The sequence below is a fragment of the Myxacorys sp. genome (assembly GCF_059501405.1).
On the sequence record NZ_JCACCM010000127.1, the window covers coordinates 30,572 to 49,592 of the forward strand.

A 19,021-nucleotide genomic window follows, 5' to 3' on the forward strand; every position below is an offset into this window, starting at 1 on the left:
GAAGGTCAAACGTCTTAGCCCTGATTTGTGAAGCCTATTGGAGTTGAGGATTAATATCCTTCTTCCTCGTATTCTGGCTCCTTTTGTTTCTCAAGCGGCTTCTCAGGCAGCTTCAGTTCTTGAGGCTTGTAGTCATCCTCCGTTTTGTCTGCCCACGGATCTTCGGTAGGCTCAGCCAGTTGAAGCGGCGGAGAAGCGGGTTCCTGAATCTCTACAAAGTCAACTTCAATGTCTTCTACATCTTCATCAACGAAATCTTCCTCGTATTCGGGCTCGTCTTCATAGCGATCGCTTTGGCTGTAGACATCACTATTACTCGCCGCACTCCAGTTATCGTCCTCGTCGTCCTCTTCATACGTAGGAGGATAGAGTTCAGCTTGACGCATGGGAGGTTCTGGCGATCGCATTTGAATCGGTTCCGGTTCCCAGGTGTCTTCGTCCCACGTTTGTTCCTCAACACTAGGTTCATAGCTGGGTTCATAGCGAGGAGGCGCTGCGATCGGAATTTGTTGACCTGACGGCAGCTGATTCTCGGTTTTAATGGGCGCAAAATACTGACCTTCTTCTTCCCGTTCCCAAGGAGCTTTGCCAAGCCCCAACCGTTCTAGAACACCAACCGTAATTTGGCTCATCCGATCTTCTGAGCCTTCAACCACAATCAACCGATCTGGGCCACTACTAATCACTTCATCAATCGGAAGTTCGTAGGTGCTGACGATCTGATCAGGAATGAGGGGAAGCCCGATCGATGCAATCACTAACGTATCAATCCTGCCGCTATCGATATCAAACCGAAAGCCTCTCACTTTGCCCAGCAACTCGCCCGTCTCGGTGATCACCTCGAAGCCGACCAAGTTGCTGTAGATGTCGAGATCAACATCCTCGATCACATCTTCATCATCCACTAAAATTACATCTCCAATTTGGCGAATGCTGGAGAGCATCATCGGCTGAGGCGTGCCGTAGAACAGATTCGGGCGGAGACTCAGGGCGACGACTTCTTGGCGATCGATATCAACCCAAAGCTGACTGACGACGCCCAGTCGCTTTCCGGCGGTGCGGGTGATGACCTGAGTTCCAAGAATGTCGGAGCGTTGGCGAAATTCTTCTGTCATTATGTCCCGAATCCTGCTTACAAATCTGGTCTAATTACTAAAATCATAGTTCCGAACCCCATCATCATATACCTACGGGTATGCGATCTGAGGGTAGCGGGAATCCCTACCGGAAAGATTCGGTAGAAATGGTTTAAGCGATGCTCTAAACAGGGGCACTTTGCGGCAGTTTGATCCCCAAAACTTGGGTGTAGGCTCCCCGCGCTTGAGTGACCCCGATTGTTCGTTGCGCCGATTCAATCATCGGACGACGCAGACTCACCACAATAAACTGCGCTTGCTGTGCCTGCTGTTTGATCATTCTAGACAATCGCTCCACGTTTGCGCCGTCTAGGAACATGTCTACTTCGTCAAAGGCATAGAAGGGGGAGGGTCGATAGCGCTGCAAAGCAAAGATAAAACTGAGCGCCGTCAGGGATTTTTCGCCTCCCGACATCGAAGCAAGTCGCTGAACAGGTTTGCCTTTTGGGTGAGCAATCAGGTTGAGTCCACCATTGAAGGGATCTTCAGGATCTTCGAGTTGCAGCCGTCCGTCGCCCTCAGAAAGGGTCGCAAAAATCGCCTGGAAGTTGATGTCTACGGCTTCGTAAGCTTCCATAAAGGCGCGGCGACGCAAGGTTGTGAACGTTTCGATTCTGAGCAACAGTTCGGTGCGCTCGTCTTCTAGGGTTCTTAATTTTTCAGTCAGTTCTTCGAGGCGGGCTTGGGTGCGATCGTACTCTTCCAGCGCCAGCATGTTCACGGGTTCCATTGCTTGGAGCCGTTTCTGCATCGAGCGAATCTCGTGCTGGAGTTGTCCTAAGTTGCGATCGGCGTCGGCTGGAATTTCAGGTAAGGGATCGGGCAAATCGGCACGCTGGGTTTCTAATTGTGCTTGCAGTTCGATCAGTTCAGCGCGGCGGGCTTGGCTCGTTTCATGGACTTTATCGCGTTGCCAGGTCAGTTGCTGCTGGTTGGTTTGCTGATCTCGGAGTTGACGATCGATCGCATCTCGCTTGCGCCGTTCTTCGCCTAGTTTTTGATCCAGCGCGGACATCGCGGCACTCAATTCGGCAACCTGTTGCCGAACGGTGACTTGCAGATTGGAATTTTCGGTTTGCTGCTGAAGTTGGATGGTTTGCTGCGATCGCTGCTCCCCAATCCGAATTTGTCCCTGTTCGATCTTCTCTTGCAGTCGCTGACGCTGAGTTTCGAGGGTTTGGATGCGTTGTTCAATTCCCCGGAGCGCCAGTTCTTTCTCATTCAGGTCGGCTTCTAGCGATCGCAACCCAGCTTGAATGTGTTGCCATTCGCTGTGCGTTTGAGACTGCTCTAATGTTGCTAAAGCCTGACGAATCTCGTCGAGCTGCCGTTCTTGAATCGGCACTCCAGTATCTAGCGCTTGCAATCGATGCTGAGCCGTCGCCAGAGCTTCTCGATTGGCTTTAAGCTGTGGCGCGAGGAGATCGCGCTGCTTTTCGAGTTGCTTGACCTCTTTTTGGGTTTGCTCCGCCTTAATCTGGAGTTCTCGGAGTTGTTGCCGTGCTTCGATGAGCGCTCCAGTTCGCTCTTTTTGGCGATCGCTGGCTTTGGCGATCGCGCTGTCACAATGCGCCAGAATGCGATCAATTTCGTTGAGGCGCGATCGCAGCGAAACAATTTCGGGTGACTCAGCGGCAGTAGCGTTGCCAAACTTCAGCGACGATCGATGTCCCGTACTGCCTCCGGTCATCGCGCCACTGGCTTCTAGCAATTCTCCGGTCAGGGTGACAATGCGGTGCTGTCCGAGATGACGACGGGCATCCTCTAGCGTTTCAAAAATCAGCGTTGTGCCAAAGACGTAAGCAAAAATGTTGTAATACTTGTCTTCAAAATCGATCAGATTGACGGCGTAATCGACACAGCCGCGCATTGGTCGCTGAGTCGAAAGGTTCGGAATATGAGGCGCTCTAATTTTGTTGATCGGTAAGAACGTGGCGCGTCCAGCGCGTTTTTGTTTGAGAATTTCGATCGCCGCCGCTGCGATCGCGTCATCCTCCACGACGATGCTTGCCAATCGTCCGCCTGCTGCCGTCTCGACCGCAAGCTGATAGCGCGGTTCAACCTGTCCTAATTGTGCCACTAGCCCACACACGCCCGACAATCCCATCTGCAAAATGACTTGAGATGCCTGTGTGCCTTGCGCTTCTTGAGTGGCTTGCGCCTGCGCTTCTAATCTATCTAACTTGCGTTGTTTTTCTCGTTGTTCATTTAACAATCGCGTTTGAGTTTCTTGTTGAAGCTTTAATTCACCTTCGGCTTCCGAAACGGCTTGGGCAGAGAATTGAACTTGATGGGTCTGCACCTCTAATTGAGCAGTGAGATCGGCAGATTCTGTTTGTTTCTGAGCAAGCTGCTGTTCCGCCTGTTGTAGCATGTTGGCTTGCTCTTGGACTTGGCGTTCGAGTTGCTCGGTTTTCTCGCGCAACCGCGCTTGTTCGGTACGCTGAGGTTCAAGCGTTTTCGTTAAGGTTTCAATTTGGTGATGGAGTTGCGTTTGTTCTTGTACCCACGCTTCTGCACTCGCCGCAGAATGACTCGCTTCCTCGCGTTTTTGTTCTAAATTTTGGCGAGCGGTGTCGCGGTGGTGAGTGGCGATCGCAAGTTCTCTCGAACCAACGCTCTGTTGCTCTAGAGTCAGGGACTCTAGCATTTGCAGATGCTCACTGAGGTCTTGCTGCGATCGCGCTAACCCTTTGGCTAATTCGGCTCTTGCCGCCGTTAAATCTTCTGCTTGACGCTGGAGTTGCCTCAGTTCTGCTTCACGAGTGGCTAAGGTTGACTGAATGGCAATCTGTTCTTCTTCGCCCAGCGATCGCACAATCACGTTGAGTTTTTCTAATTCAACAGATGTTTTCTCAATCTCTGTTTGTAAGACGGTTAATTGTTCTGTAAGACTGATCGTTTGCTTGTCATCAGACTCAATTTGCTCCTGTACCTTTCTAACGTTCTTTTCTGCATCTTGGAAGCGAATGACGACTTCCCACAGTTCTTTTGCCTGCACGTCCGCCCGGAGTTTCTTATATTTCTCGGCTTTGATCCGGTCTTGCGCTAAGCGATCGCGCTGAGCAATCAATTCAGTTTCAACGATGCGAAATTTATCTTCTTGTTCTTTAACCGCGTTGAGTTTATCTTTAGCTTGATTAATCTTGCGATCGAACGATGCTACGCCTGCTAATTCATCAATAATTTCCCGCCGTTCTCGTCCATTCATCGAGATAATCCGGGTTACGTCTCCCTGAAGCACAACATTGTAACCCTCAGGGTAAATACGCAAGCGATTTAACTGATCGTGTAGCTCAGTTAACGTGCACGGTTCACCATTGATAAAATAATTTGAAGTGTAAGTTCCTTGTTGTGTGACTCGGAGCTTGCGCGTCACGCTCCACTCTGCGTTAATGATGCCGTTTCCATTGCCATTCTTATCGGTGTGCCCATTTAACTCATGATCTTTTGAAGCGTGTCCATTGCCGTTGGTAAGATGACCATTAGAATGATTCAGTGAAACATCCGCGTTCTCTTCATTCGGGTTGATTAACGCATTGAGAACATCCAATTCATCTGACAGATCAAACGTCGCCGTGACGATCGCTTCCACAGTTGATCGGCCTTTGCTGCTCTGCGTTTGATTCACCAAGTCAGGCAACCGCTCCGCCCGCATTCCTTTCGAGCCTGCTAAACCCAAACAGAACAGTAGCGCATCTAACAAATTCGACTTTCCAGATCCGTTTGGACCTGAAATCACAGTAAATCCTGGCAGCAACGGAATTGGCGTCGTGCCCCCAAACGATTTAAAGTTAGTTAGTTCAACGCGCTTGACGTACACAGGCAATAGTTAGAGAACGGTAAAAATCAGTGTTTAGTGTAGCCTCGAACCGATGCTATGAACGAAAATTGGGTGATTTCTATCATTGATAACATACTTAGAACGGATGATCTACACGAATTGAAATTCTTTGCTGCCAGCAAAGCACCTGCCTCTAGGATTTGTTTGATAAGTTTGTGCAATTCTACAGGGAAACGCATTTTTCGCAACCCTTTCCTCTATAGACTAAAGAATTAAGAAGACTAAAGAATTAAGACTAGAGAATTCCTTGTCACGAGTTTTTTCGGAAATCGGCTTTATTGTTGAGTGAGAACGTTCTAGATGTCATACACAGCAATGGTGTTACTCCCTACCGACACTTCGGTGTCGCTTCAGCAAGTTGAGGCGAAACTGCGATCGGCGCTCAGTTCAACGCCAGCAGGACGGAGTGGCGCAATCGAAGTATTTCGAGAGGAATCTCAACTGACGCTGTTTATTAATGATTGGTCGCTATACGTCTGGGCAGATTCCTCTCCCACCGTTTTAGAAGAAACTCAAGGCATTGTGGAATTATTTGGCAGCGATCGCGCTGATCAATCCACGTTAGCGACTTATGGATTCCGGTTTGATATCAGTTGTGATGCCGATCCCGACTTAGAGTATTTCGATGATTATGTGTTGGTTCTCAAAGCGATGAAAGAGCTTCCAAAAGCCGTCGTCTTTGACCCCGAAGCGGAGCGTTTTATTTGAGCCGTTACCTCTAGTCTTTCTCTCTATTCTCAAAGTTATGGAGGGAACGTTAACAGGCTCCAATGGAATCTCGTTACGAGTGGTGCAATTTAGCGATTGAGTTTCCGTCGCAACTCAAATTCATCATCTTGTGCTGGCTGATGCAGCGGTTATGGCAAACCTTCAGGCTCATTGAGCTAGATAAATGATGATGCCACTGCAGTAAACTTCTTACAAACGTGCAAGAAACCTATTGCAGTGGCATCATCAGGCAAGAGAAATTACTCTTCTACTGTTTCTCTTGAGTCTAGGATCTGGCAGTCTATCGACTAGTAATCTATCGATTATGAGTCACGCATAATTCCGTCTTCAAGATAAGCCACGTGGTCAGCAACATCAATGATGCGCGGATCGTGAGTCACAATCAGAACGGTGCGACCTTTTTCCTTGGCAAGGTTGCGCAGCAGTTCGATCACCGCATGACCATTTTGAGAGTCGAGAGCGGCCGTTGGCTCGTCTGCCATGATCAGTTGTGGATTTCCAGCCAAAGCACGCGCGATCGCTACCCGCTGCTTTTGTCCGCCTGACAAGTCTTGCGGCAAGCGCTTCCCCTTATCACTCAGTCCAACTTGTTCTAGTAACTCTTGAGCTTGCTGATGAGCGGCCGTCTTACGAATCCCTTTTAGTTTCAGAGCCACTTCAACGTTTTCGAGCGCTGTCAGCGCTGGAAACAGATTAAATCCTTGAAAGATGAAACCGATATTTTCTAGGCGAAACTGCGCCAGTTTGCTGCTAGATAGTTTCGTGATTTCTTGACCCAAAAGGCGTACACTGCCACCGCTAGGCGTCAAAATTCCTGCCAAGATTGACAAGAACGTCGTCTTCCCAGACCCCGACGGACCCATCAAAAGCTGAATATCGCCAAACTTAACTTCTAGATCGACTTGTTTTAAGGCTTGATAGTTTTCTGCACCCGTGTGGTACACCATCTCGATCCCACAAGCAGCGATCGCGTTTGTCTCTGCCCGGTCAATGTATGTAGAACGAACAGTACTAGTGTGACTCCTAGAACCGTGTATTAATTCGATCGAGGTAGCAGTCATTCGTTTAAATAAAAAGGGCGGACAAAACTTAGACAGCGATGGTGTGGGGAGCAGTTCAAACAGATGTTGCTAAAGATTACTTCTAATCGAAAATCTGGAATCCAGATGGAGTTCAGATTAAAACCTCCTTATAGAAGTAGTTTACCTAGAGCAATCGGGCTTCTGCTGAAAACGGCGTAGAACCTCAACTCTTATTTTAAAGGATAAAATTTGGCGGAGGGAGGATAGGTGTGACACATCAGCGCCCGAACCTTTGCTCTGTCGCGGTTTTATCGTTTGTCAGAAGATCGCCGTATTATTGGTTAGAGATTCTACTACGCCTTAAAGACGATCGCTGGATCAACCCGCATCACTTTCTGAACCGCAAAGAGGGCTGAACCAACACACATCACCACCGTAAGTACCAAAATGCCGCCTGCCGTCGCTGGAGTAATCAAAATCATGATGCCTTTAGCCGCTTGTGTCCATGCACCCAGCCCCAAACACAAAGCAATACTAGGGATGTAACCCAGGACTGCCATCCATAGCGCTTGTTCCAAAATCACGCTGTATATTACCCAGTTTGACGCACCCATTGCTTTGAGAGTTCCAAATTCGCGCAGGTGATCGGCAACAGACGAGTAGAGAATTTGTCCAACGATCACCATACCGACAATGAAGCCGACCGTTGCCCCGAGTCCAAGTACAAAGCCAACACCAGTGCGCTGTTCCCAATAGTTACGGGTAATGGTTGACATTTGGGCTTGAGTGTAGACATGCGTTCCGGGCAAGGTAGATTCGAGACGCTGCTTCAGTTGCCCCAAGTCTTGCCCAGCCTTGGCGCGAATCATGACAAAGGAGATTGGATCAGCGATCGTCAGGCGACGGGGGGGAGGAGCGTCTACCGGAGCGGCGTTCAGAGACTGATTTTCAAAATTATTGACACAAGACAACTCACCAGACGATTGTCGAATGCAGTTGATTGAACTGTTTAAACCTGCCGTACCGTAAGCGTTTGCGTTCTCTAGCGATGTGAAGATAAAGACACTAGAGGCGATCGATTGAGTATCTTTGGAAAGTCCAACAATCTGAGCGGGCAGTGCCCCAAACGCTCCAATGCTGCCGCGATTGGCTGGAGAAGTCTCTGGAGGATCGCTGACTTGATCTAGGCTCAAAAATTTCAAGCTGCCTTGATCGACCATGACGGTGTAAGGCTGTTTGAGCGAGTCAAGTTTACCTTTTGGAATCTCAAAGCCCGCAAACATGCGGGTACTAGGATCAAATCCAAAAATTCTGATTGGGGTGATATTTCCTGACTGGTCGCGCCAAATGCTGGAACGAATCATCAAAGCTTCGGCGCGATCGACGCCTTCAACTTTTTGGGCTTGCACCACTCGTTCAGCTACGATCGCAGAACTTAACTCCAAATGCACCATGTCTTTTGCGGCCACCCACAGATCGACATTGGATTGATCAATCAGGCGAGCGGTGGAGCGAGTAAAGCCTTTGAGGATGCCAATTTGGATCGTAACGAGGCTGACAGCAAACATAATGCCCGCTTGGGCGACGAGAAACCGAGGAATGTCTTCAAAGAGATTTTTTCGAGCGATCGAGGGCATAGAGGGAGAACTAGAACTATGGGTGGATGCGGATCGTTAAATCTAGTCTAGGTGACTGACTGAGAATCAGAACGACCCGTTCCCGAAACGGTTCTCTTGATGGGGTTCAATGCCAAACGAAGGAGGGATCAAAAGAGAACACGGATTCACTTTACCCCTCATTCTTCGCTTGACGAACTACTAGCGTCTGGCCCCAACCAAATCACTACTTGTGGTTTGGGGCAGAGTGTTTTTTAAGCGATCGCCATATAGCGCCAAGGCATTTCCCGCAAACAGCAGGGCGAGATGGTCGCGATCGTAGTCGGTCACTTCGGCAACAGAGGAAACGCAATTGCGAAGGACGCCGTCCCAATGCCCATAGTCTCCTGAGAAACAGGCGATGTGTTTGCCCATTTCGCCCATCCCAGTGTGAAGATAGGCAGGAGCGGGATCATCGGATTCAAACGACGCGAAGATTTGTCCGCGTGCGAAATACTCCATCGGATCGCGGTGACGCAGATCAGCGTGTTCGTATAAGCTGGCGTCGTCAATCTTGCTGGGATCGTGTTGCTTTGTCCACATCAGATCAAACAGGTTTTTCGCCTGAGACATGATGTTGCTGCTGTTGTGGATACCGCGTTCTTGAATCATCAGTTTTGTGAAATCAACCAATGACGGACGGTAAGGATGCTTGGGATCAAAATCGCGAATTCGCTTCTCCCAATGCTCGTGGAACGAATGAGCCAGATCGGGAATCCAACCGCAGCCTCCTTCCAGGAAGCCAACTCTGAGCGTCGGGAAGCGCTCGAATACGCCATCAAACACCATCCGCGCTAGGGCAAGCTGCTGCTGGTTGCGCTGCACAAAAATATGGCTCAGAACAAAGGTTTCGGTATGATCAGACAGCCCACCCACCATGTAAGAACCGGGTCCGCCATGTAGCCCGATCGCAATATCGAGATCTACGGCTGCCCGCAAAATTGGCTCAAAGTCAGGATGGCTCAGCGTTTTGCAGGTGCGAATTTCAGGGAAAGCATCGGGCGCTTTGGGATGAGGAACGGCAATATTCGGAGCGACCGAGATGCCGATCATGCCAAGTTCGTTCACGCAGCGATACATTTCTTTTACCGCTTCGTCTACATCTTGCAGCGGCAGTACTCCGATCGGCTTGAGGCGATCGCTATGGCTGCGACAGTCATCTGCCATGTAGTTGTTGTAGGCGCGACAAAGTGCGATCGCTAAATCCTTATCAAGGTAGCTAGAAAAACTGAGATTCCACGTCCCGTAAATCACCTGAACATCAACACCTTCTTGATCCATGTGAGCGACACGGACATCGTTAAACATTGCTCCAAGTGTCGTTTCGGGGTGCAAATTCCGAAACCCACCCTTACCCAATCCTTGGGGTTGCGGAAAGAGCCGAACGAGATCGTTCTGTCCAGTTTGGGGATTGAAATCAATCACTCGCATGCGCTGATCGCCGAGGTTGTCAACAATTAAGCCCACGCGATCGCGATACTCCTCTGGAATGTAGTCGCGAATAATCAATGGATTTTCTAACTTGTGGGCGTCAGCATCAACAACTAGTAAACCTTGATACATAGGGACTCCGTGAAGGCTTGTGTGTAGCAATAGAGGGTACGCTCTCACCCCCTGCCCCTCTTCCGTGGGAGAGGGGAGTAAGAGATCCAATTCCCCTTCTCCCGTGGGAGAAGGGGCTAGGGGATGAGGGCAAAGACTTTAAGCTCTGACTCTAGATTTGGAGCGTTGCCAGAGTTGGCGCACACCAAACCAATTCTCAAACGACCATTGCAAGGACGCGAGAATAGTGATGCCGGGATATTTCACAAAGGCAGGCTCGTTTTTCTCGAACACAGCATGTCCACCGAGAGCAAACACTTGCGTCAGTACCAGGCACAGCAGCGTGATTTGCCAATCGATAAACAAGTAGACAACGGCAGCGATCGCCAGCAGATTCGTCAGATGATGGAGCGCTTGATTAATGGGATTCTGATGGGAAGCAATGAAATGGGCTTTCGCTTCTTGGAAGTAAGTCATGTCCCTATCTCCATATCAGTTGTTGGAACCATAGCACGACGAAATTTTGCCCCTAGAGAGTGATCGAAAAATTTAATCTAAGATTTGTAGTTCGCAATTTCTGGTCACAAAATTGTTAGCGATTGTAATCTTTCGTAATTTATACTCAGATAAAAAAAGGTGAGGTTAACCCCCACCTTTTCCACATATGCACTATTTGCCCTAACGCCAGCGCAATTCGAGATAACCGCGCTCTGGCTGACTCAATTCTTTCTCGCTTAGCCAATCAACCGCCTTATACGTCCCAAACGCGTGATCCCACCAATCGACGGCGAGACCAAAGTTGTGATGCCACATGCCGTATTTGTGATGGACATAATGAACGGGCATTTTCATCCAGAAGCATTTGGTTGGATTTTCGTGCTGTAGCTGATGGGCGTAGGATGAGAACGCCGCATAGACAAACCCGCCAAGGAACCAACCGATTCCAGCTTCCGGCGAGTAAAAGAACAGGAGACACATAATCACGATCGTGCCCTTAAGGTAGTCAAAAAACTCCCAAACCACGCCCTGTCCTTCATTACGGCGATGGTGATCGCGGTGACGTTCTCCAATTTTTTCAGACACGTGCATGAGGCGATGCATCCAATACTCTACGAGACTGGCTAAGACAAACGCGATCGCAAAGCACAAAACCGTGACGCCAATTCTGACCAGCACAGAGACTCCTTTTTTCCTCACGTCATTTGTTATTGTGCCTTGAATTAGACGTGTGTGCGAGGATTGAGGCAGGGGTTAATAGGTAGATCTGTGCTGAAACGAATTGCGATCGCGGTTTTGGGTGCCTTGGTTGGATGGGCAATGGTTGTCCTACCCGTTAGGGCAGAGACAGATCAGGGAGCAACGCTCTTTGAGACTCACTGCGTTGGATGTCACATCAATGGAGGAAACATTATCAGGCGGGGGAAGACGTTGAAGCTGAAGGCGTTGGAGAAGAATGGGTATGGCACAGAAGCCGCGATCGCTGAAATTGTGACCAACGGCAAAGGCAACATGTCCGCTTATCGGGATCGGTTAACCTCCGAAGAAATTCAGATCGTCTCTGCTTACGTGCTGGACCAAGCTCGACAGAATTGGCGGAAACATTAGCTCAAAAATATTAAATCAAAAACATTAGATCAACAGAATTAACTCCAGCAGTCAATTGCCGCTTACCTTGCTAACTTGGTGTATCTTAATCAGCTAAGGATCACAGGGAGGATAGGCGATGTCAGACGTTGTTCAGTGGCTGAACGAAATCCAAGATCTCAAGCGGCAACTGCAAGCGGCGCAGCAGTCGCAAGAGGCCGCTAATGCGAGTGCTGACAACTGGCGAAAACGCTACGAGATTGAAGCACAACAACGCCGCCAAGAAGTAGAGTCGATGCAGCAAACGCTAGACCAACTGCAATTCGCTTCATCCCAAGAATCGGCACAGCAAGATCTGCACCAACCAATCTCAGATGCGGCGATTGTTTCATCTGAGATCGAACAGAGGGTCGAGCAGATGAACACAATAGCTGAACTGAAAGCACAGTTGATTCAAGTGTGGTCAGAGCGAGATCGCTTGGCGCAAGAGCTTGAGACGGAAAAAGCCCAACACATCCAGACTCGTCAGAATCTCTCTATGGCGTTGGGTGACGCAGTGGATATGCTAACAAAATTAAAATCGCAAGATTAATCATTCGCGACAATGACCATCCAGGACAAATAGACTCAAGTGCTGAGCTGCCGCATCGCTCTATCGAACAAGCACGATCGCCCTTCTGGGTGAATTGCCCTATGAATCGTCCATGTCAACCGCAACCTTCTAAAATCCCATCGTGTGCGCGACGACATCTAGCTGCGGTTCAACGTTCTGCTTAAAGTTGTTTTCGCTGAACTTAATGGCTGAATCTGGATCTTTCAGCCCATTCCCGGTCAGCACGCAAACCACCTTTGCCCCTGCCGGAACTTTTTCTTTGTGCTTCAACAGTCCCGCCACAGACACCGCACTTGCAGGCTCACAGAAGATGCCTTCTCCAGACGCCAACAGCCGATACGCCGCCATAATCTCATCATCGGTCACAGCGTTAAATTCACCCTGACTCGCTTCTTGAACCGCGATCGCCCGCTGCCAGTTGGCCGGATTGCCAATCCGAATTGCCGTTGCCAAAGTATCGGGATGTGTTACCACCTGGCCACCCACCAAGGGAGCCGCACCCGCCGCTTGAAATCCCATCATCTTGGGTAAGTGAGAACAGCGTCCTTCCTGGTGGTACTCACAAAAGCCCATCCAGTACGCGCTGATATTGCCAGCATTTCCAACCGGAATGCAAAGCCAATCAGGAGCGTCACCCAACACATCGACCACTTCAAACGCGGCTGTTTTTTGCCCTTCTAGTCGATAGGGATTTACCGAATTCACTAGCGTCACTGGGTAGTTCTCAGAGACTTCCCGAACAATTTCTAGAGCGCGATCGAAGTTGCCCTTGATTGAGAGTACTTCTGCTCCGTACAGTAACGCCTGCGCCAGCTTACCCAGTGCTACATACCCGTCAGGAATGAGCACATATGCCCGCATTCCGCCTCGTCGCGCATAGGCTGCTGCCGCCGCCGATGTATTTCCGGTACTGGCACAGATGACGGCTTTCGCGCCTGCTTCTTTCGCCTTAGTCAGTGCCATGGTCATGCCCCGATCTTTGAAGCTTCCGGTCGGGTTGAGACCATCGTATTTCACAAACACTTGAACACCCCGCCCAATCTCTGCCGCGATCGCAGGGGCAGGAATTAACGGCGTATTTCCTTCGTGCAACGTAACGATTGGCGTACTGTCTGTCACAGGCAGATAGCGCCGATAGGTGTGAATCAAACCGCGCCAATTTGCCACTCTCGGCAAGGCGTCAGAGGGCAGAGCTTCCGAAGGGGATTGAGATACAGACGCGCTTAAGGTCACAGGAGTCTACTTCTTACAGTGCAACAAGGGTAGATTCTAGTTTACTGCGATCGCTGCGTTTGATTAGCGGAACTGACGGAACAACCCCCAGTCAGCACGCGTAAATGTTCATTAATGAGCAAGGCTAATCCCTGGAACAACCACCCCAACCCCGCGTCACTTGGACTATGCATTAAAAGTACTCCCCCGCGTAAAGTTTAGGTTAAGATAGTTTACTGGTGTGAGTAAGTACAAATTACTAAGTCCTATGGCATCTAACGCTTCAAATCTGCAATTTAGTAACAGCGCTGTTTGTGAACCTCCTCTGAATGCGGCCTTGACATTAGCGAAATCATTAGAAAAGATGAAGACGCTATATCAAGCCGATCAGCAAGCCAAATTTTTGAATTTGCAAGCCGAAACTGAAACGCTGTTGCATCGCCTCCAAGAGCTAAAGCAGCAGCGCACCTCTGACGAGATTAGCGACAGCTAGAGGACAAGCGCCACTTCTTGTATTAGATTTAGATCCTTTAGATTTGGAGATCGCGATTGGCCCTGCCAAGCTTCAAAAGGATTTGCTTCGTGAAGTCTGTCGGTTCGCTGCTCTGTCAGCGGTTCCTTCAGAGTTGCGCCTTGCACTCATGGCGCAACGTCATATACTGAATCATGGCTATCCATTAGGCGTTGACTATGCGATCGTTCTGGTCTGATCCGTATCTGTGGATTCATCTAGCAGGAGTGGCAGCCGTTCCCGCGTCTTTACTCTTATGCTTACTGGGATTTGCAGCAGGTGATCCTGCTCTTCCAACGTGGTTTGAGTTGAGCATCATTCTTGTCCTCGGAATCGTGCCAATTGCCTGGATGCAGTGGCAGAAGCCGTTTTATATTTTTAGTTTGCTTGCCGTTTCGATCAAGCCGGAGAACCTGACAGAGGATCAGCGCCGCATTCTCACCCTGTTTAGAACTCGTCGCAGTCCAAATTGGATTGGCGGCGGGGCCGTACTACTGGTTATTCTATTGAATCAAATCTATAACATTGCCCCAATTGCAGCTGATCTGACGCCCATCTCTCCAAGTTTGCGCGGAGTCGGACTTTTGCTAGCCGCGATCGGCTTTTTCGCTGCCAATTTGTTTTTACAGGTTCCGCTTAGCGTGTTGCGGGTGATGTTAGCGTCTGAATCAGAATTTGCAGCGGCTCCTACCTTTGTGCTAGACCAGATTCCTCCCAATTTTTCGGTGATTGGTCTGCGAGTGAATCAGATTTTGCCTCCCGTTATTTCAGATGCATCTCTGGCAGCTTCTAAGCCGCCTATGTCAGCCGCTTCCAGTCCCCAGATAGATTCTTCTTCGTCTAGTGACCCATTAGGGTAATCCTAATCCTAAATGTCGTCCTAGGCACAGACGTTTAATTTCCCTACGGTATGCTTGTTAGAAAGTCAAGTTCTATATTGCCGTGTTGAACTTGGCTTTGTATTGTAGGGTTTTATTTTGGTCTGTGCTGCTTTCTCTCCGTCGTTACTTAAGGTGAACTATGGCAATTCCTCACACATCGATATCGTTTAGAGATTCTGACCCTAGTGCGGGTAATCCTCAAGTTTGGGAAAGTTTGAAGCGGGCGATCGCAGGGAGTTCTGGCTTTAAGCGCTGGCAACTCGAACATGCAGGAGATGAACAGTTTCAGGCCCTCAGTTTAGACACCCTAGTACACAGCTATCTGAGAGAAACCTTAGAGACTCTTGCGTACTAATTTGCAGTTAGCCGATTGGTTAGTGTTCTACAGAATTTTGGTTGAAACTGAATAGGGGCGGCTGCTTCAGCGTTGTGATCTTCTAGGTAGACACCGCTTGAAAGAGCCGCCCTTACTGCATTTCTCATTGTGCAAAGATCTTTAATTTCTTGAAGAAATTAAAGATCTAGATACCCTGTTGTTTGGGTTCGTGTTACTTATCTAAAAATGTTTCCTAAAGGGTTTCTAAAGCGCTCTGCAAGCTGATTCAACTGACGATATGCCCCTTCAACGCGATCGCCATCAACCACCACTTCCTCAGTTGGGTATTTCTGCAAAATCTCTAAAATCGATACCTTGCCATCACCACTTGCAGACAAAACGAGAGCGGCTCTTAGGGCTTGGCGTTCTGCTCCGCCTTTCGGCGTTTGAATCGCTTGTCCCAACTGATCTAATGCGCCATTTCCAAGCGGACTGTTGAGAACTCGATCGAGCAAGACTGGGCTGACGCTCACTTGTCGGGTTAGCGATCGCTGAACCGCTTCAGGATTTTGCTTCGACAACCGGAAATAGGTTTGCAAGTCAGGAGAAGCTTGTCCAGTGTCAGCAAAGGTCGTCAGTTCGCTAACAGAAACCGATTCTCGCAAAATTTTATATTTCAGCACAACTCGTTCTGCTGCAAGGGCTGGAACGCTAGCAAGCATCATCGTTGCGCCCAATCCGAGACTGATGTAGCGAGCTAAAAAAGTATTCATAATTTCGTTCTAAAGATCACCTACTTAATGACGATCACGCTGTGAAATAAGTTCACGTCCCTCTGACCCTGCACGTCAATTGCCAAAAGGCTGAGCGCCTTCTAGAACTCACCCGTCACCTTAAAAATGAGGAGTAGGACGCGATGGACGACGGGATTTTAACTCGACTAGTGTTTTTGGGCGACGGTCAGAGAGCGTAACCACCTCAGCTTCACTGCTTTCTCGCGCGACGCGAATCAACAAGGCTGCACAAATCAAGCTCGAGATCATCGAGCTTCCACCATAGCTAAAGAAGGGGAGCGGTAAACCTGTCGTTGGTAAGGCTCCGGTCGCCACCCCAATATTTAATAATGACTGACCCACCATCAATACCATTACACCGATCGCGACCAATCGATGAATCGCATTTCTAGCTTTACGCGCCACAATCAGCGCCATCGTTGCGTAGACCGACAGCAACAGCATCAGTAACACACTCCCGATCAAGCCAAACTCTTCTGCAAAAACGGCGAAGATAAAGTCAGTGTATTGAATCGGTAAATAAAATAATTTCTGCTGCGAGAGTCCAAATCCGGTTCCGCTAATGCTGCCTGACCCGATCGCCAGCAAACTTTGAATGAGTTGATAGCCATCTTGCGTGGGGTCAGACCACGGATTGAGGAATGACATCACTCGCCGCCGCTGGTATTCCCGCAGACTAATACTCAATGTAGCGAGTAACACTCCTGCGCCTGCGGTTCCCCATAGGTAGATGTAAGGTAATCCCGCCGCTAGGGCAATCAACCAGAGGGTCATGCCACAAAGGGCAGTGGTGCTGAGGTTGGGTTGCAGCAGAATGGCAAATAGCATGATGCAGAAGATGCCCATCCAGGTGAGGCGGACTGTCCAGGTGAGCCGTTCCCACTGCCCAAAGATGCGGGCGCTTTGCAGAATGATGAAGGGTTTGATCAGTTCAGAAGGTTGGATGAGGAACGGGCCGATCGCAAACCATCGCGCACCACCATTGACTGACGTGCCGATCCCCGGTAGCAGCGTGATGAGGATACCTGCGAGCAAAATGAAGTACACCCAGTCTGCAATGCCTTGAATATATCGAAGCGAGGAATGCACGAGGATATTGAAGCCAATCATGCCGATGGCGATCGCAATCAGTTGCCGTTTGACGAAATACAGCCCATCTCCATAATTCGCGTCTCCGTCGGGGTAGGATGCGCTGAACATCACTGCCAATCCGACAAATACCCACACAAAGGTCAGCCACCGCAAGATTCGGGCTTCCCAAGCCCAATCTTGGGCAGTGGTATCAAGAAAGGGAATTAGTTGACGCAACTTCACAGCAAATACGCTCCACTTTGCATAGGGGTTTGGGCCGCCCTGATCAACGCTGTCTCAATTCGGCTACCAGCTTTTCTACGTCGTCTCGCAGAAACACCGTCAGGCGTCCTGAGTTCGCACGTCCTTCTGAGGTTTGGGCAACTTCTAGCCAATAAGCGTAGCGGTCGCCTCGGCGGAGTTCACCTTGCAGGGCAGACTGTTGAGGATTTGCCCGCCTAATGTCTTGTTGGACGATTTTATCGTTGGGGTAGGTGTAAATGGTTGTGGCGCGATCGTAGTCTTGGGAGATCCCCATCCCATAGATTGTCCGCAGCGACTCTTTGAGCCGACTGAAGCTAACACCATTGCGGACATCAAATAAGGTCAGAACTTCGCTGCGAATAATGCCACCCTTGGAAAGAGCGGTAATTCTGCCCGGCGATAAAAGCGAGGCTTGAAACGAAAAACTTTGGGCTGCCGAGTCATTTTTCCGAACTAAAAACTTCTCTCCTCGGCTCGGACGCACGGTTGGGTTGGCTTGCATCCAAGAAGCCACCTCGCTAGCCGATTGTCCGGGAAGCGCTCTAGCGGACGTGGCTCCCATTAGTAAAAAAAATCCTATGCCTAGAATCGATCTGAGTCTGTAAATCACCTGTATTCTCCACGCACACTAGCCGTTTCTGCTTTGGGCGCACTTAGCTCCCCCCAATTGCAACCTTCACCACCGTTCGCGCTTTCATATTCTGAAAGACTTGCTCTAAGTTGTGAAGCGGTTGATAGTCGCTAATTAGTAACTCAAATGGAACGGTTCCGCTCGCCAAAAATGCCAGTGCCGATCGCACAAACTCTGGCGTATTGTGAAACACTCCCTTTAAAGTCAGTTCATTGTAATGCAGTTGTTCGGTGTTGACCGTAATTGTCGTGTCGCGCGGACAACCGCCAAACAGATTGACTGTAGCGCCAGGACGGGCGCACGCGATCGCGGTTTCCCAAGCCGATGGAACGCCCGTCGCTTCGATCACACCATCTGCTCCCCAGCCATCGGTTAAATCCCTCACAAACGCCGGAATATCAGGGATTTGTCGATAGTTAAATGTCTTCGCGGCTCCAAATTTTTGAGCAATTTGCAACCGAGCCTCGCTGCCACCAAACACAAAAACCTCAACCGGTTGTTGAGCTAACGCGGCCACAAACATCAAGCCGATCGCACCATCGCCCAAGAGAATAACGCGATCTTGGGGTTTGACATTCGAGCGGGTGACGCCATGTAGAACACACGCCAACGGTTCGGTCATAGCCGCGATCGCATCGGGTAGCCCATCGGGAATCGGCAGCAAATTGTGTTGCACGATCGCGGCAGGAATCTTCAGATACTCGGCGAACGTGCCGTTGTTAAACCTTAAATCTGTACACAGGGAGAACTCTCTGCGCTGGCAGAAAAAGCAGGTCATACAGGGTGCAGAATTATTGGCAACGACGCGATCGCCTATCTTCCAACCCGTCACCCCAGCTCCGATCGCAACAATCTGCCCTGCCGCCTCATGCCCAAACAGCGTGGGAAGCGTCAGCATCTTGGCATGACCGCCGCGCCGCCACACTTTGAGATCCGTTCCACACGTCGTAGCTGCGCCCACTTGGATGACCACTTCTCCTGCAAGCGGCGTCGGATCGGGAACGATTTCTAGCCGTAAATCTTCTTGACCGTATAGTAAGGCAGCTAACACAAGAACGCTCTGAACTCAATTTCCCCAAATCTTACAAGGTTTTGTTACAGGGGTGAGGGATGAAATAAAAAGCCAGATGGCTTTATCCGTTATTCCTCAAGTTAAGCTTGACAGAGCGCGATCAAGGTTAGGCTGGCTCATCAGAAAGGTAGTCATTTCAGTCCT

Annotated in this window: 21 protein-coding genes; 8 read left to right on the top strand and 13 right to left on the bottom strand. The window is 49.6% G+C overall.

Translation table 11 applies throughout. The features are described from left to right. Window positions 1–50: 50 nt before the first annotated feature. Entirely contained in the window at window positions 51–1,115 is a 1,065-nt protein-coding gene (locus AC5I6P_RS17415; protein WP_495695044.1) for a PRC-barrel domain-containing protein, read from the bottom strand. 145 nt (window positions 1,116–1,260) lie between these two features. Continuing rightward, window positions 1,261–4,959, bottom strand: a complete 3,699-nt coding sequence (smc, locus tag AC5I6P_RS17420) for a chromosome segregation protein SMC (RefSeq protein ID WP_495695045.1) — start codon at window positions 4,957–4,959, stop codon at window positions 1,261–1,263. Window positions 4,960–5,280: 321 nt separating this feature from the next. Between smc and AC5I6P_RS17425 the strand changes: the two genes are divergently transcribed. Then, window positions 5,281–5,688: a hypothetical protein gene (locus AC5I6P_RS17425; RefSeq protein WP_495695046.1), complete on the top strand. Its 408-nt coding sequence runs from the start codon at window positions 5,281–5,283 to the stop codon at window positions 5,686–5,688. A gap of 62 nt (window positions 5,689–5,750) precedes the next feature. After that, entirely contained in the window at window positions 5,751–5,876 is a 126-nt protein-coding gene (locus tag AC5I6P_RS17430; protein ID WP_495695047.1) for a hypothetical protein, read from the top strand. A gap of 135 nt (window positions 5,877–6,011) precedes the next feature. Here AC5I6P_RS17430 and AC5I6P_RS17435 read toward each other — a convergent pair whose 3' ends face one another. The 5 genes from AC5I6P_RS17435 to AC5I6P_RS17455 form a co-directional block, all read right to left on the bottom strand. Further along, window positions 6,012–6,770 (bottom strand): ABC transporter ATP-binding protein, encoded by a 759-nt coding sequence (locus tag AC5I6P_RS17435; protein ID WP_495695048.1) that lies wholly within the window; start codon window positions 6,768–6,770, stop codon window positions 6,012–6,014. A 314-nt stretch (window positions 6,771–7,084) separates the two neighbouring features. Beyond that, entirely contained in the window at window positions 7,085–8,368 is a 1,284-nt protein-coding gene (locus tag AC5I6P_RS17440; RefSeq protein ID WP_495695049.1) for an FtsX-like permease family protein, read from the bottom strand. A gap of 180 nt (window positions 8,369–8,548) precedes the next feature. Then, window positions 8,549–9,949, bottom strand: a complete 1,401-nt coding sequence (locus AC5I6P_RS17445) for an amidohydrolase family protein (protein WP_495695050.1) — start codon at window positions 9,947–9,949, stop codon at window positions 8,549–8,551. 138 nt (window positions 9,950–10,087) lie between these two features. Beyond that, the gene (locus AC5I6P_RS17450) at window positions 10,088–10,405 is read right to left on the bottom strand and encodes a DUF962 domain-containing protein (RefSeq protein WP_495695051.1); all 318 of its coding nucleotides are present in this window, start codon (window positions 10,403–10,405) and stop codon (window positions 10,088–10,090) included. 201 nt (window positions 10,406–10,606) lie between these two features. Then, window positions 10,607–11,104 carry a sterol desaturase family protein gene (locus AC5I6P_RS17455; RefSeq protein WP_495695052.1) on the bottom strand — a complete coding sequence of 166 codons (498 nt, stop codon included), beginning with the start codon at window positions 11,102–11,104 and terminating at the stop codon, window positions 10,607–10,609. A 90-nt stretch (window positions 11,105–11,194) separates the two neighbouring features. Here AC5I6P_RS17455 and AC5I6P_RS17460 point away from each other — a divergent pair, with 90 nt between their 5' ends. After that, complete coding sequence (locus AC5I6P_RS17460; RefSeq protein WP_495695053.1) at window positions 11,195–11,533, top strand: c-type cytochrome; 339 nt, start codon at window positions 11,195–11,197, stop codon at window positions 11,531–11,533. Window positions 11,534–11,651: 118 nt separating this feature from the next. Further along, on the top strand, window positions 11,652–12,104 hold the full coding sequence (locus tag AC5I6P_RS17465) for a hypothetical protein (RefSeq protein ID WP_495695054.1): 453 nt from the start codon (window positions 11,652–11,654) through the stop codon (window positions 12,102–12,104). Window positions 12,105–12,233: 129 nt separating this feature from the next. Here the strand turns inward: AC5I6P_RS17465 and thrC are convergent, their stop codons facing one another. Beyond that, entirely contained in the window at window positions 12,234–13,358 is a 1,125-nt protein-coding gene (thrC, locus tag AC5I6P_RS17470) for a threonine synthase (RefSeq protein WP_495695055.1), read from the bottom strand. 41 nt (window positions 13,359–13,399) lie between these two features. Then, entirely contained in the window at window positions 13,400–13,531 is a 132-nt protein-coding gene (locus AC5I6P_RS17475; RefSeq protein WP_495695056.1) for a hypothetical protein, read from the bottom strand. Between the two features lie 74 nt (window positions 13,532–13,605). Here AC5I6P_RS17475 and AC5I6P_RS17480 point away from each other — a divergent pair, with 74 nt between their 5' ends. The 4 genes from AC5I6P_RS17480 (at window position 13,606) to AC5I6P_RS17495 (ending at window position 15,084) form a co-directional block, all read left to right on the top strand. Next, window positions 13,606–13,830, top strand: a complete 225-nt coding sequence (locus AC5I6P_RS17480; RefSeq protein ID WP_495695057.1) for a hypothetical protein — start codon at window positions 13,606–13,608, stop codon at window positions 13,828–13,830. Window positions 13,831–13,873: 43 nt separating this feature from the next. Further along, window positions 13,874–14,047, top strand: coding sequence for a hypothetical protein (locus tag AC5I6P_RS17485; RefSeq protein ID WP_495695058.1), 174 nt, complete (start codon window positions 13,874–13,876; stop codon window positions 14,045–14,047). Continuing rightward, window positions 14,028–14,708, top strand: coding sequence for a low-complexity tail membrane protein (locus tag AC5I6P_RS17490; RefSeq protein WP_495695059.1), 681 nt, complete (start codon window positions 14,028–14,030; stop codon window positions 14,706–14,708). Before AC5I6P_RS17485 ends, AC5I6P_RS17490 begins: the two co-directional genes overlap by 20 nt. Before the next feature lie 160 nt (window positions 14,709–14,868). Next, window positions 14,869–15,084 carry a hypothetical protein gene (locus AC5I6P_RS17495; RefSeq protein ID WP_495695060.1) on the top strand — a complete coding sequence of 72 codons (216 nt, stop codon included), beginning with the start codon at window positions 14,869–14,871 and terminating at the stop codon, window positions 15,082–15,084. A 197-nt stretch (window positions 15,085–15,281) separates the two neighbouring features. Here the strand turns inward: AC5I6P_RS17495 and AC5I6P_RS17500 are convergent, their stop codons facing one another. The 4 genes from AC5I6P_RS17500 to AC5I6P_RS17515 all read right to left on the bottom strand — a co-directional run bounded on the left by AC5I6P_RS17500 (window position 15,282) and on the right by AC5I6P_RS17515 (window position 18,856). Beyond that, window positions 15,282–15,818 carry an alpha/beta hydrolase gene (locus AC5I6P_RS17500; protein WP_495695061.1) on the bottom strand — a complete coding sequence of 179 codons (537 nt, stop codon included), beginning with the start codon at window positions 15,816–15,818 and terminating at the stop codon, window positions 15,282–15,284. A 120-nt stretch (window positions 15,819–15,938) separates the two neighbouring features. Beyond that, window positions 15,939–17,153, bottom strand: coding sequence for an FtsW/RodA/SpoVE family cell cycle protein (locus AC5I6P_RS17505; RefSeq protein ID WP_495695062.1), 1,215 nt, complete (start codon window positions 17,151–17,153; stop codon window positions 15,939–15,941). 43 nt (window positions 17,154–17,196) lie between these two features. Next, window positions 17,197–17,736, bottom strand: a complete 540-nt coding sequence (locus tag AC5I6P_RS17510; protein WP_495695063.1) for a hypothetical protein — start codon at window positions 17,734–17,736, stop codon at window positions 17,197–17,199. Between the two features lie 91 nt (window positions 17,737–17,827). Beyond that, window positions 17,828–18,856, bottom strand: a complete 1,029-nt coding sequence (locus AC5I6P_RS17515) for a zinc-dependent alcohol dehydrogenase (protein WP_495695064.1) — start codon at window positions 18,854–18,856, stop codon at window positions 17,828–17,830. Between the last annotated feature and the right edge of the window lie 165 nt (window positions 18,857–19,021).

Coding starts and splice junctions, on each gene's coding strand:
- AC5I6P_RS17415 (WP_495695044.1), bottom strand. CDS start 1,115: ATGACAGAAGAATTTCGCCAACGCTCCGACATTCTTGGAACTCAGGTC.
- AC5I6P_RS17425 (WP_495695046.1), top strand. CDS start 5,281: ATGTCATACACAGCAATGGTGTTACTCCCTACCGACACTTCGGTGTCG.
- AC5I6P_RS17430 (WP_495695047.1), top strand. CDS start 5,751: ATGGAATCTCGTTACGAGTGGTGCAATTTAGCGATTGAGTTTCCGTCG.
- AC5I6P_RS17435 (WP_495695048.1), bottom strand. CDS start 6,770: ATGACTGCTACCTCGATCGAATTAATACACGGTTCTAGGAGTCACACT.
- AC5I6P_RS17440 (WP_495695049.1), bottom strand. CDS start 8,368: ATGCCCTCGATCGCTCGAAAAAATCTCTTTGAAGACATTCCTCGGTTT.
- AC5I6P_RS17445 (WP_495695050.1), bottom strand. CDS start 9,949: ATGTATCAAGGTTTACTAGTTGTTGATGCTGACGCCCACAAGTTAGAA.
- AC5I6P_RS17450 (WP_495695051.1), bottom strand. CDS start 10,405: ATGACTTACTTCCAAGAAGCGAAAGCCCATTTCATTGCTTCCCATCAG.
- AC5I6P_RS17465 (WP_495695054.1), top strand. CDS start 11,652: ATGTCAGACGTTGTTCAGTGGCTGAACGAAATCCAAGATCTCAAGCGG.
- AC5I6P_RS17475 (WP_495695056.1), bottom strand. CDS start 13,531: ATGCATAGTCCAAGTGACGCGGGGTTGGGGTGGTTGTTCCAGGGATTA.
- AC5I6P_RS17480 (WP_495695057.1), top strand. CDS start 13,606: ATGGCATCTAACGCTTCAAATCTGCAATTTAGTAACAGCGCTGTTTGT.
- AC5I6P_RS17490 (WP_495695059.1), top strand. CDS start 14,028: ATGCGATCGTTCTGGTCTGATCCGTATCTGTGGATTCATCTAGCAGGA.
- AC5I6P_RS17495 (WP_495695060.1), top strand. CDS start 14,869: ATGGCAATTCCTCACACATCGATATCGTTTAGAGATTCTGACCCTAGT.
- AC5I6P_RS17500 (WP_495695061.1), bottom strand. CDS start 15,818: ATGAATACTTTTTTAGCTCGCTACATCAGTCTCGGATTGGGCGCAACG.
- AC5I6P_RS17510 (WP_495695063.1), bottom strand. CDS start 17,736: ATGGGAGCCACGTCCGCTAGAGCGCTTCCCGGACAATCGGCTAGCGAG.